Origin of the sequence: Paucilactobacillus wasatchensis (assembly GCF_000876205.1) — a bacterium.
In the GTDB taxonomy this organism is placed as follows: Bacteria; Bacillota; Bacilli; order Lactobacillales; family Lactobacillaceae; genus Paucilactobacillus; species Paucilactobacillus wasatchensis.
In genome coordinates this window covers 25,773-38,093 of record NZ_AWTT01000016.1, presented here as the reverse complement: position 1 = coordinate 38,093, position 12,321 = coordinate 25,773, and the positions used below count along the sequence as shown (strand labels likewise).

9 protein-coding genes and 1 tRNA gene are annotated in these 12,321 nt (G+C 40.6%); 3 read left to right on the top strand and 7 right to left on the bottom strand.

Annotation, left to right across the window (positions count from 1 at the left end; all coding sequences use genetic code 11):
* Window positions 1–53: 53 nt before the first annotated feature.
* The 3 genes from WDC_RS04170 to WDC_RS04160 all read right to left on the bottom strand — a co-directional run bounded on the left by WDC_RS04170 (window position 54) and on the right by WDC_RS04160 (window position 3,097).
* Window positions 54–126 (bottom strand) — tRNA-Arg (locus WDC_RS04170).
* A 615-nt stretch (window positions 127–741) separates the two neighbouring features.
* Window positions 742–2,082, bottom strand: a complete 1,341-nt coding sequence (locus WDC_RS04165; RefSeq protein WP_044010573.1) for a DEAD/DEAH box helicase — start codon at window positions 2,080–2,082, stop codon at window positions 742–744.
* 16 nt (window positions 2,083–2,098) lie between these two features.
* A complete protein-coding gene (locus WDC_RS04160; protein WP_044010572.1) occupies window positions 2,099–3,097 on the bottom strand; it encodes a Gfo/Idh/MocA family protein in 999 nt (332 codons plus the stop codon).
* Window positions 3,098–3,256: 159 nt separating this feature from the next.
* On the opposite strand from WDC_RS04160, the gene WDC_RS04155 reads away from it, so the two are divergent.
* Window positions 3,257–3,625 (top strand): DUF4828 domain-containing protein, encoded by a 369-nt coding sequence (locus WDC_RS04155; protein WP_044010571.1) that lies wholly within the window; start codon window positions 3,257–3,259, stop codon window positions 3,623–3,625.
* 61 nt (window positions 3,626–3,686) lie between these two features.
* Here the strand turns inward: WDC_RS04155 and WDC_RS04150 are convergent, their stop codons facing one another.
* Together WDC_RS04150 and WDC_RS04145 are read right to left on the bottom strand one after the other, a co-directional pair.
* Window positions 3,687–4,463 carry a GH25 family lysozyme gene (locus WDC_RS04150; RefSeq protein ID WP_044010570.1) on the bottom strand — a complete coding sequence of 259 codons (777 nt, stop codon included), beginning with the start codon at window positions 4,461–4,463 and terminating at the stop codon, window positions 3,687–3,689.
* A 367-nt stretch (window positions 4,464–4,830) separates the two neighbouring features.
* Window positions 4,831–5,667 (bottom strand): MurR/RpiR family transcriptional regulator, encoded by an 837-nt coding sequence (locus WDC_RS04145; protein WP_044010569.1) that lies wholly within the window; start codon window positions 5,665–5,667, stop codon window positions 4,831–4,833.
* A 194-nt stretch (window positions 5,668–5,861) separates the two neighbouring features.
* On the opposite strand from WDC_RS04145, the gene gntK reads away from it, so the two are divergent.
* Complete coding sequence (gene gntK / locus WDC_RS04140; RefSeq protein WP_044010567.1) at window positions 5,862–7,400, top strand: gluconokinase; 1,539 nt, start codon at window positions 5,862–5,864, stop codon at window positions 7,398–7,400.
* A 177-nt stretch (window positions 7,401–7,577) separates the two neighbouring features.
* A complete protein-coding gene (locus WDC_RS04135) occupies window positions 7,578–8,933 on the top strand; it encodes a gluconate:H+ symporter (RefSeq protein WP_044010565.1) in 1,356 nt (451 codons plus the stop codon).
* Window positions 8,934–9,018: 85 nt separating this feature from the next.
* Here the strand turns inward: WDC_RS04135 and WDC_RS04130 are convergent, their stop codons facing one another.
* Together WDC_RS04130 and rlmD are read right to left on the bottom strand one after the other, a co-directional pair.
* Window positions 9,019–10,521 carry a hypothetical protein gene (locus WDC_RS04130; protein WP_044010563.1) on the bottom strand — a complete coding sequence of 501 codons (1,503 nt, stop codon included), beginning with the start codon at window positions 10,519–10,521 and terminating at the stop codon, window positions 9,019–9,021.
* Between the two features lie 164 nt (window positions 10,522–10,685).
* Window positions 10,686–12,050: a 23S rRNA (uracil(1939)-C(5))-methyltransferase RlmD gene (gene rlmD / locus WDC_RS04125; RefSeq protein ID WP_044010561.1), complete on the bottom strand. Its 1,365-nt coding sequence runs from the start codon at window positions 12,048–12,050 to the stop codon at window positions 10,686–10,688.
* Window positions 12,051–12,321: the final 271 nt, after the last annotated feature.

Genomic DNA, 12,321 nt, shown 5'->3' with positions numbered 1-12,321 from the left:
CTCTACATATCTAATTTCAGATATGGTAGAGCCTTTATTGGCTTTGCTGAAAATGTTCCCACCCGGATTCGAACCGGGATCAACCGCTTAGGAGGCGGACGCACGATCCAATTATGCTATAGGAACATAACAGAAATCATTCTCTCATTAATTTAAATTACTGTAAAGTAAAAGTGTGAGTAGAGGCGCCAAGGTGTTGTAGGCTAAGTTAGTTAAGTCGATTAATAAACCGCATTTTGGTTGATTAATTGACTTAACTGACTTAGCCCTAAACACCTGCCTCAGCGAGCACGTCTAAAGTAAAAGTGTGAGCGTGGCCGTTAAGATACCGTAGGCTAAGTTAACAATGATGATTAATAAATCGGTCTGTGATTTATTGATGAGCATTGTTGGCTTAGCCCTAGGTGTCTGGCCACGCGAACACGTCTAAAGTAAAAGTGTGAGTAGAGGCGCCAAGGTGTTGTAGGCTAAGTTAGTTAAGTCGATTAATAAACCGCATTTTGGTTGATTAATTGACTTAACTGACTTAGCCCTAAACACCTGCCTCAGCGAGCACGTCTAAAGTAAAAGTGTGAGCATGGCCGCTAAGTTACCGTAGGCTAATCTAACAATGATGATTAATAAATCGGTCTGTGATTTATTGATGAGCATTGTTGGCTTAGCCCTAGGTATCTGGCCATGCGAGCACGTCTAAATAAGAACACGCTCCTCCCACAACAACCAAAAAACAATTCAGTTCGCTTACTGTTCCTCTTCAGCTTGATGCCGTCTTTTCAACCGCATTCCCTTATTCTTGATATGCCGATTCTTCTTATGCCGCTTTGCCTTAGTTGGTTGGTCCTTAGCCACATCTATCGTCCGACTAACACTTTTACCAACGGTGATGTGTTCATCACTTAATTGTGATTTACGCACCACTCGATGTGCCTTTTCCTGCACATTTTCAACATGACCGGTAGTCTGTTTTTCCTCTTTTTGTGGCCGCTCATCGACTAACTGATTATGCGCAAAATAAATTGGTTTTAACTCATATGACTCGTCTGCCAGTAACTTTTTCAAATCACGTAAATCATGGTCATCTCCAAAGTTAATTACTAACCCCGGTTCGCCTTGACGACCAGTACGACCAACTCGATGAACATATGTTACAGCTTGTGTGGGTAAATCAAAATTAATAACTGCTGGTAATTTAACGATATCCAATCCCCGCGCAGCAACATCTGTGGTCAGCAAGAATTTTAATTGTCGGTTACGAAACATTCTGAGCGCTTTTTCTCGTTCTGTTTGGCGCTGTTGCCCACCTAATACCGCTGCAGATACGTGATCATGCTTTAATTGGCTAGCGACATGCGTTAAGGTCTTTGTTTGGTTAAAAAATACCAATGCACGAAAATCTTTGATATGGCTGAATCGGCGCAACATCTCGCCACGCTGCTTGCCACTAATTTGCATCTGCCCATGGCGAACGATCCCTTGTGAATGATCCTCATTACGAACATCATATTCGACCACATCGCGGCCAAACATATAGCTTAAACCATCAAGTGCTTCTGTTTTGGTTGCAGAGAAAAAACCAAGTTGAGTGGTAATTGGGGTAGCACGCTCAATATCCTCAATTACAGCTAAAGTATCATCTTGCAGCATGTCATCAGCTTCATCGATGATCAGAGTTTGTAAAGTATTCAGTTTGAGATGCTTTGTTTGCAACAAATGCAGCACCCGTCCTGGCGTCCCTATCAATATTTCTGGATGGGTTTTTAACTTGTCAATTTGGCGACGCATATTAGCGCCACCGGTTAATGACATCACCTTTAAATTTAGTAACTGGGCCCATTCGCGCATTACCTTAGTAGTTTGAACCGCTAACTCTTGGGATGGGGATAATACTAGTACCTGCGTTCCCTGTTGTCCCTTTACTTTGGGTAAAATGGGGAGTGTGAATGCAATTGTTTTGCCTGAACCAGTTGGCGCAATACCTAGCACGGTTTTATTGTCGGCTAGTGCATCGTACACTGCTGTTTGAATGGCAGTCGGCTCTTTGAAGCCTCGTTCCTTAAAATGTTGCTCAAAAATATCAATCATTTAATACCACACCCTATCACTTGTCTGTGGGAAATTTTATTCCCGCTGATTGACGCAATGTATACAATAACGAATTAACTTGACGACTCAAATCAAACCATTGCTGGTACTTGGCCAATTGAGCCTGATCATCTGGTTGTTCAAACAACGCTGCAAATTCCTGCATTTCTGGCACCATTGAATTTTCGGCCACATTAGCTTCTATTGGATGAGCCACTTGCTGGTCATCATAATAAACTGCTTTAGTGAGATCAGCCGGATTATCCATTACGAGAGTATCCTTGAGACCGTAAACTTCTGAAGTTAGATGTGAATTTGTAGTTTTTCCAAAGTTTAGTGTCACTTCAAATTGATCGTAGCGTAAAATAGCAACCCCTTTACCGTCAGCGTTGGTAGCAATCAGCGTTGGAAAATACACCACACTGTTTGGTTCGCCAAATAATGCCAATGCCGTATAAACAGGATAAACACCGAGATCTTGCAGCGCCCCACCAGCAAATTCTAATGAAAATACATTAGGCGTCTTGCCTGCTAATACTTGATCGTAACGTGACGAATACTTCATATAAGTTAGGGTAGCACCTTGGATCTGTTTCAGGTTGCTAGTTTGCTGCTTCACTGCAGCAAACAATGGCGTGTGCACATGCCGTGCTGCCTCTACCAGCCTAACCTGCGGGTGAGCCTGCAGCAGTGCCTCTATTTGACTAAATTCATCTGGATTGGTAAACGCGGGCTTTTCAACGATCACGTGTTTGTCATTTTCAATCGCTTGCCGCGCATATTGATAATGTAAACTATTGGGGGAAGCAATATACACAACATCAAACACACCTTCACTGAAAAATTGATCGATATCTGTGAAGTACTCTTGGGCATCAAATTTATGGCTGTATTCTCGTGCGTGTTCTTCTGTTCGTGAATAAACTGTTGTCAATTGCCATTGTTTTGTAATATTTCCGGCATCAATCAGCTGATCCGTAATCCAATTAGTGCCGATAATCCCTAGTTTAAGCATGTTTAGCCCTCCAATATAGTTTATATTTATATTTTATCAGTTTATCAACATCTTTTACATAACTGTAAAAGAATATTTCCCAATTTTATTGTATAATGAAATTGGGAAATCATTTGAATGGTTAAGTAATTTAAGCAAATCGGGGAAAGGAATCTTACAATGAAACGACACAACATCTTATTATTCGGTGCAGGACTAGTGGCTGGCTTAACCAGTACACTAGGATTTGGGCGGACAAAACATGTGCATACCGTTTCACTCCCCATTTTTTATGCTGGTTCGTGGAATTATTATGACCCCGAACGAAATCGAAATCATCATTTAGAAATTACACCAGAATTAAAATTATCAATTGATAATCATACTATTCCAACAACCGTCGAGCTAATTGATGAACAGCAACTGATTTATATTGACAAGTTTGGCTATCATATTACCATTCAAGCCAACGAACAGCGACCAGTTAAACTCATTGATGACGCTGATGATCAAACGTATACACTAACCGTTCCTGAAAATAAAATCTAAGCAGTTGCAGCAAGTTAATCCTTGGTGCAACTTTTTTTGTCTTATTTTTCAGATCCTACGATTACTCTGTCCCGAATCGTTCGTTCCATTCCTTTAAGCTTCCATTATACACTGATTGACTTAGATCCGTCTTCACACCGTCAACAACCAATTTTTCACGTCCCGTATATTGCATGAAAAAGACTTTATCATTTTGTCGGTGCAACCGCTCCAGCGTGAGCCATTGCTTCGTCTGAGGCAAATATGGCGTGACCAAATCTTTTTGAATTGCTGGTGTCGCCCAAATAATAACTCCCTGCCCATAATGTTCAGATAATAGTTCCGCCAATTCAGCGAGTTTAGCGCCTTGCTTTTTAGCGTTCGGTGGCGTTTGCGCGTACTTACCATAATAAGTGACTTGAATTACAATTGGTAAATTGCCAGACTGTTGTTTTACCTGACTTACCATGTACTGAAACTGACTTTTAGCACTAGAAGTAAAACTAAATTCTTGATAAATTCCAATTTGCAAATTACTCCCTGTAATTCGTTGATAATTATCAATAAAGTTATCATCCAAATAACTAGAACCCGATGTTGATTTGAGATAGGCAAATTTTATCTTTTGCTGTTGCAATTGGTGAAAATCAATGTAACCATCATCCTGCGACACACTAACACCCTTGACCGCATACGCATTAAGGGCTGACTGTTGTTGACTGCGCCACACTAACAATCCTCCCACTACCAACACCAAGCACAGAATCGTTAAAATTAACCATCGATGTTTTTTACGCCTATGACGATCGCTACGGCGAAACGTATCATCATAAATTGGTTTGATTTTTTGTTTGGCCATCGACCGTCCTCCCCTTTGATAACGACTTATATTTTACCAGAACTGGGCGGTTGATGATAGAGATGGACATAAGGGAATCAGACTTCCATCGAGAAACTAAAATCTTATTTACTAATCTTGTGTTTCTGCAACCATTTTTTGTTGCATAAACGTGTGAGCACCCACAGATGTCTAGGGCTAAGCCAATAATCAAAATCAATAAATTAAAGTACAATTTATTAATCGTGATTCGTTGCCTTTTTTGTTGCATAAACGTGTGAGCACCCACAGATGTCTAGGGCTAAGCAGGTAATGGCAATCAATAAATTAAAAATTAATTTATCAATTGCCATTACCTGCTTAGCTTACATCATCTATTCGTGGGTGTTCACACTCTTGTTTGGTCTATCACCTTCCTAACTCCCTGAATAATCTCTCCTGTTTTTCCTTTATTTTTAACCACCGTCATCATGAATAAACTATCCATAATCGCTAGTTGTGCCATTAGTGATGACATACTTTCCGTTCTTATGTTTACCTCTTCTGCCACTGATATTATTGTTACATCTGCTGTTTGTGCTAGCTCACTGGTTGGAAAACTTGTGATTGCTATAATTGGGACCGCTCGTTGTTTTAATTCCTTCACGACCAGCATTGTTTCTTGATTTTTGCCCGAATGCGACACCACAATTGCGCAATCTTCTTTTGCTAACTTCACTGCTTGCATTAACTGGATATCAAAATCAGGGTGATACTCACAGTCTAAACTAGTTCGTAAAAATTTATGGAAGCCGTCTAATGCTACAATCGATGAACCACCCAGTCCAAAAAACGCCAGTCGTTGCGTATTTTGCAATAACTTGGCGGCCTGTTTAATTTTGGCATCATCTAACATATTTTTAGTTTCCTTTAATGCGTTAATTGCCCCATTAAAAGTTTTTGCTGCAATTTGCGGCGCCGAATCCGTTTCCTCTACCTCGCTGAAAACATCTCCGCCCGTTTGTTTTGGCAATTCCATTAAAAATTCGCGATAACTCAAATACCCAATCCGTTTAACGAATCTTGAAATCGATGCAGTTGATGTTTGACATTGCTGGGCTAAATCGATGATTGTCATTTCTTGAACCGCTGTACAGTGTTTCAATATATATGTCGCAATTTTCTTTTCATTCCCACTAAAACCTTTATAATAGGCTTTAATACTTACCAAACTATTTTGAACCATTCCCATCATCCCCCCGCACAAATTATTTGAGTTCTTTGTAAATATTTTACAACAAATAGCTTGAATTGTGAAAGCGTTTTTCATATAATGAAGGTCGTTGTCATTTTAAAGGATTAATTGAACCCGTGCAAATTCGAGCTTGCTACTCATCATAGCTGAATTTACACTCTGTTTTTGAAAGGACGGTTTACTCAATGGATTACATGATCGGTGTGGATTTAGGAACCACCAGTACGAAAGCAGTTTTGTACGATATGCAATGTAACGTGCTTGGTTATGCTAACAAACTATATCCACTTTATCAGGACCAACCTGACATGGCTGAAGAAGATCCTAATGAAATCTTTGATGCAGTTGTCGATGCCCTTACTGAGGTGTTACGTAAAGCTGATTTAACTACCGGCACGTTACGTGGTGTTTCTTTTTCTGCTGCGATGCACAGCCTAATCGGGTTAGATCGCAATCACAAACCAATTACGCGTGTTATTACCTGGGCGGATAACCGCGCTGCTAAATATGCCAAGGAATACAAAGAAAATGGCATCGGTTTTGAATTGTATAAAAAGACAGGGACCCCGACCCACCCGATGTCACCACTATACAAATTATTGTGGCTCAAAGATGCACACAAAGATATCTACGATAATGCTGCCTATTGGGTTGGTATTAAGGAATATATTTTCTGGCGCTTATTCGGTGTTTTAAAAGAAGAATATTCAATTGCTTCAGCTACCGGGTTGTTCAACATTTTCAACCTTGATTGGGACCAACAAGCACTGGAAATTACCGGAGTACGGCGTGAACAACTACCTGAATTAGTTGATCCAATGGCTCAAGTTACTGGTATGCGTGATGAATATGCCAAAGTAATCGGGATTCCTGCGGATACCCCATTTATTATGGGTGCCTCAGATGGAACGCTCTCTAATCTAGGTGTTAATGCCATTGAACCTGGTGTTGTAGCCGTTACAATTGGCACTTCTGGCGCCGTTCGTGTGGTCACAGATAAGCCCACCATTGATCCCAAGGGTCGTGTCTTTTGTTACGCTCTCACTAAAGACAAGTGGGTCGTCGGTGGACCAGTCAATAATGGTGGGATCGTCTTCCGCTGGGTCCGTGATCAACTATTTGCTCCTGAGAAAATCACTGCCGATATGATGAACATGGATTCCTACGACTTACTAACTCAAATTGCTAAGGAAGTTCCAGCCGGTTCCGACGGGTTAATCTTCCATCCCTTCCTCGGTGGCGAACGAGCTCCAATTTGGGACGCAAATGCCCGGGGCTCATTCTTTGGCTTAACTCGTAACCATACTCGAGCTCACATGGTTCGTGCAGCACTAGAAGGAATTGTTTATAATCTCTATACTGTTATGCTGGCACTAGAAGAAGTTGTTGGTAAACCAAAAGAAATTATGGCTACTGGTGGCTTTGCTCGTTCTGAACTATGGCGTCAAATGTTAGCAGACATCTTTGAAAGTCCCGTTACCATTCCAAAATCATTTGAAAGTGGCGCATTAGCCGCTGTCGTAATGGGCATGAAGAGTCTTGGCGTTGTCGATGATTTATCAGCCATCCAAAACTTTATCGGCGAAACGAACACTTACCAACCAAACCCGGACAACTATGAAGTTTACCGTGAATTAGTTCCGATCTACATTCGGTTGAGTCGCCAATTACAAACGGAATATGCTAATATCGCCGCATTCCAACGTAAACACAGTCATAAGTAATATTATTCGCTTTTCATAATTAAATTTGCTAAACTACTTAAGTTAAAAGTGAGACAAAAGATTTTGACAATCATTTATAGATCCGCATCGTGAACCTGTAGGACTGCCAGAGAATGGATTTTTAATCCAATCTTTTGCCTCACTTTTTTATTTTATCAACCTGGAAGGGGTTACATCATGGAATTATTAGTTTTACTATTCGGGATTATCTTGCTCTTGTTTTTAATCATTAAGTTCAAACTGAATACATTTGTCGCTTTAATTATCACTTCGGTTTTAGTTGCGCTTGGATTAGGCATGGATCCGGCTAAGATTGCTGAAAGTATTCAAACCGGGATTGGTGGTTCATTAGGTGAGTTATCACTAGTCTTCGGTTTCGGTGCTATGCTTGGTCGGTTAGTAGCCGATGCTGGTGGCGCTTATAAAATTGCAACCACGTTGATCAATAAGTTCGGTCGTAAATGGCTGCAAGCTGCAGTTATGATTGCCAGTTTCATTATCGGAATTGCCCTTTTCTTCGAAGTTGGAATGGTATTGTTAATTCCAATCGTAGCGGCAATTGCAATTGAGGCCGGTGTGCCAATTTTATATCTTGGAATCTCAATGGCCGCCGCTTTGTCTGTCACTCACGGATTTTTACCACCTCACCCAGCACCAGTCGCCATTTCTGCAGCATTACATGCCAACACTGGTAAAGTATTAGTTTACGGTATCATTGTTGCATTACCAGCTGCGATCATCGCGGGTCCTGTTTTCACCAAATTAGCCCGCAAATTTGCACCAAGTGCTTTTGAAAAAAAAGGAAATCTATCCTCGTTTGGCGAAATTAAAGAATTTACCGACGAACAGTCACCGAGTTTTGGCATGGCTGTCTTAACCTCACTATTCCCGGTAATTTTAATGGCCATTACGACGATTTATCAATTAGCGATGACTGGTGGTTCTTATCCAAAGGATCCAAACACAATGGATAAACTGATCGCCTTTATTGGTTCACCAAGCATTGCCATGTTGCTTTCGCTCATCTTCGCCATGTGGTCAATGGGAATTGCTCGCAAACGTAAAGTTACTGAAATTATGCAATCCTTGGAAGATGCCGTAAAATCAATTGCCATGCTGCTCTTGGTAATTGGTGGTGGTGCTGCCTTCAAGCAGGTTTTAATCGACGGTGGCGTTGGCGATGTTGTGGCAAAACTGTTCATCAACTCCAATATTTCACCACTGATTCTTGGGTGGTTGATTGCTGTTATTCTACGAATTGCGTTGGGATCCGCCACGGTTGCTTCGCTGACCGCTGCTGGACTCGTTTTACCACTGATGACCCAGGCGGGCGTCGACCCAGCCTTAATGGTCCTGTCAATCGGTGCTGGCTCCTTAGCTGCATCACACGTGAACGATGCTGGTTTCTGGATGTTCCGTGAATACTTCGACTTAACCATTAAGCAGACACTTTCAATCTGGACGGTGCTAGAAACTGTGATTTCAATCGTCGGTTTACTAATGGTATTATTGCTCAATCTGATTTTTAACTAATCAAATAATCGGGACGAATTTTAAACAAAAAGAACTGCAGACTGACAATTTGGATTACCCAAATTTATGCCTGCAGTTCTTTTTATTATTCACGATCCTTGAGCTCTGGAAAAATAGATTTCAAATAATTCTCTGGTCCATCCGGAAAATCAAGGTTCATTTGTGCATCAAACAATTCATGTCGATTTTTTAGTGTTAATTTGAAACCATGATTGATTTGAACGCGAATACCCATGATAATCGCCGCCTTAATTAATTCTTGTGCTGCATGGGAATATTCTTTATCAATTGCCACCAATGGTCTGGTTTCATTTAGTATGTGCGTAAACCGGTCATTAGCAATCTTTAAGCCATAAGTTTCTAAGCTATCGTCTTCAATGCGAGCTGCAAGTTGTGCACCAATTGTTAAGTCCACGTGGGCAACTCGCTTTTCTGCAATGTCGAGTGCATTAATCAAATGTTTAGGGGCATTTGATTGCTCCGCAAATGCCCGTAAGTTATCAATCAATTCGTTGGCTTTATCCTGCAGCCATTCGGGCTGTTCATTTGGATTTTCGAGCGCCACTTCTTCGTTATATTGTTGTGCTTGGTCTAATTGCGCTGATAAATCATCTGGTAAATCAATGGTTAAACTGTACACCAAAAATAACTCTAATAAATCAAGCGTATCATCGCTCACCCCGGCCCGCGATAATGGATCTAAATCAAAGGCACGAAATTCTAAATAATCGACCCCTTCATCGAGTACCTGCCGGAGATCATCAAAACGCCCTTTCATTCTGACAGGACCATAAAACTCGTGAATAGAATAAAAAGTACCATCAGCAACATAACGTTCCATCTGCTCGACGTGATCCGTCAAAGAATCATACGTCACTGCCTCTTTATTAGTGTTGCTGTAACCAAAGCTGCTACTCCGCAAGCTCCTGACGGGCAACGTTAAATCATCCGGTATCTTGCGATAATGATTTTCTGAAATTGGAGACGCACCAAATAAGTACGTGAAAAACCAGCGATACAATGCAAAACTTTGTGCCATTTTAAAGTAAGTTGCATTTTTAAAAGCAGCAAAAGTTGGATACAAATCGTCATAGCCCAGTTGGTTGTATAGTGTGTATACTAAATTTTCATTGAGGCTGTAATTGATATGAGTGCCACAAATAATCTCATGCTGGATGCCATATTTGCTCTCAAGGTAGTCTCGATAATCTTGAAACCAAGTCCGACTGAAATTTTCATGAACAAACTCTAGGTCATCATCTACTAATTTTGGTGGCATACTAAAGGGCCAAATCCGTTCATCTTTTTTTAGATGTTCCTGACTAATTTGCTGCAATATTTTTAAATTTTTAACCGCCTGTAAGCCGCCCTTTGTGGGTTCTGTGACTAATTCGAGCATGCTATCCGTAAAATCAGATTGTAAGTATGGGTGCATTTTTCGTGAAGCATAGTCACTTGGATATGGATACCGGCTTAAGCGTCCGTCTGTTAAAATTCTGTGTTCTTCAAGCTCAATCCCAAATAATCCCTGAAATAGTTTGGGAGTCAACTTTGCCTGTTCAAGGGTCTCTCTTAGTCTATTAGACATCTCATCACCTCATGTAATTGACGACTATTATAACCAATTTCTTTTAAAAATAATAGCCGATCTAACTTATTCTAATAAACCATATTTGTGATGTTCACCGCAAGTAAAAACAAAACCAATTTTACCCAAAAGCACAGGTAAAATTGGTTGTTAAAAAATATTTTTTAGCGACTGAGCACGGTAATGCTTTCAATGTGCGTCGTTTGTGGAAATTGATCCACTGGCTGAATTGGTTGTTTGACTGTATAACCCTTAGCGGCAAATAATTGAATATCCCGCACTAATGTCGCTGGATTGCAGCTGACGTAAACCACCTTTTTAGGGGCCATTGCAGCAGCTGCATCAATTAATTCCGGCGCTAATCCTTTGCGGGGTGGATCAACCATAATGACATCTGGTTCTAAGCCATCTTCTTGCCATTGGGCCATTTGTTCTTCAGCTTTGCCAACCACAAAATGAGCGTTGGCAATTTTATTACGTTTAGCATTATGTTTAGCATCTTCAACTGCATCGGCTACTATTTCGACACCGTATACCTCAGCGGCATGCTGTGCCACGGCCAATGAAATGGTCCCAATCCCACAATAAGCATCGATCACAGTTTCCGCACCAGTCAATTGTGCCTGCTCAATTGCACGCTGATAGAGTTTTTCCGTTTGTTGCGGATTAACCTGATAAAACGAGTTTGGTGAAATCGTAAAGTTAATGCCCAATAACTGATCATCGATCGTTGGTTTACCAAAAATAGTGAAGTTTTTTTCACCAAGCAACACATTTGTTTTTGCTGAGTTTACATTTTGAACAATGCTCTTCACTTCTGGTAATTGTGCCGTCATGCCGTCAATTAATTCTTGCACCATTGGCAATTTCTTGGTTTTAGTTACCAACACAATCATCATCTCATGACTATAGTAGCCCCGACGAACCATGACTGTCTTGATAACGCCTTTATTTGTTTTTTCATCATATGGTTCAATGTGGAATTTACGTAATAAATCACGAACTACAATAATGGCGGCATCAATTTTGGGATCTTGAATGAAGAAATCCTCGATTGGCACTAATTCATGACTGCCGCGCTTGTAAAACCCAGTTTCAACTTTACCACGAACTAATCGAACTGGCACCTGTGCCTTATTGCGGTATTGATAAGGCTTGTCCATTCCAATTGTTGGTAACACATCGATATCTAGGTGGTCTTTTTGCAATAGCTCAGCAATTTGTTGTTGTTTAAATTTCAATTGTGCTGAATAAGCTAAGTGTTGTAGCGGAGCAATGCCCGTTTGCGTGTACTGTTTATTTTTAACTTCCACTCGATCGGCACTCTTCTTTTTCCAATCAATTACCCGACCAAAAGCAAAGTTTTTCGTTACTTTAGTAACTCCAAAGCTAATTTCTTCACTCGGCAATGCATTCGGAATAAAGATTGGAAAATTATCAATTTTGACAACTCCCATCCCTTGGTACGTCAAGTCCATGACGGTACCATCAAATGATTCATTCTTATGAACTGGTGTATTAAGTTTCAATTTTTTCTCCTTATTATATAAAGTGTGAACCAGACCGATAAGGTGTCGTAAGTTAAGTCTTGAATAGCGGTTAATAAATCGAACTGTGATTTATTGATTGCTATTCAAGGCTTAGCCCTAGACATCTGGTCTGGTGAACACGTCTGAGTAAAAGTGTGAACCAGACCGATAAGGTGTCGTAGGTTAAGTCTTGAATAGCGGTTAATAAATCGAACTGTGATTTATTGATTGCTATTCAAGACTTAGCCCTAGACATCTGGTCTAGTGAACA

What these genes read in the sequence shown, in the direction of transcription:
- WDC_RS04165 (WP_044010573.1), bottom strand. Translation starts at nt 2,082, where the DNA reads ATGATTGATATTTTTGAGCAACATTTTAAGGAACGAGGCTTCAAAGAG.
- WDC_RS04160 (WP_044010572.1), bottom strand. Translation starts at nt 3,097, where the DNA reads ATGCTTAAACTAGGGATTATCGGCACTAATTGGATTACGGATCAGCTG.
- WDC_RS04155 (WP_044010571.1), top strand. Translation starts at nt 3,257, where the DNA reads ATGAAACGACACAACATCTTATTATTCGGTGCAGGACTAGTGGCTGGC.
- WDC_RS04150 (WP_044010570.1), bottom strand. Translation starts at nt 4,463, where the DNA reads ATGGCCAAACAAAAAATCAAACCAATTTATGATGATACGTTTCGCCGT.
- WDC_RS04145 (WP_044010569.1), bottom strand. Translation starts at nt 5,667, where the DNA reads ATGGTTCAAAATAGTTTGGTAAGTATTAAAGCCTATTATAAAGGTTTT.
- gntK (WP_044010567.1), top strand. Translation starts at nt 5,862, where the DNA reads ATGGATTACATGATCGGTGTGGATTTAGGAACCACCAGTACGAAAGCA.
- WDC_RS04135 (WP_044010565.1), top strand. Translation starts at nt 7,578, where the DNA reads ATGGAATTATTAGTTTTACTATTCGGGATTATCTTGCTCTTGTTTTTA.
- WDC_RS04130 (WP_044010563.1), bottom strand. Translation starts at nt 10,521, where the DNA reads ATGTCTAATAGACTAAGAGAGACCCTTGAACAGGCAAAGTTGACTCCC.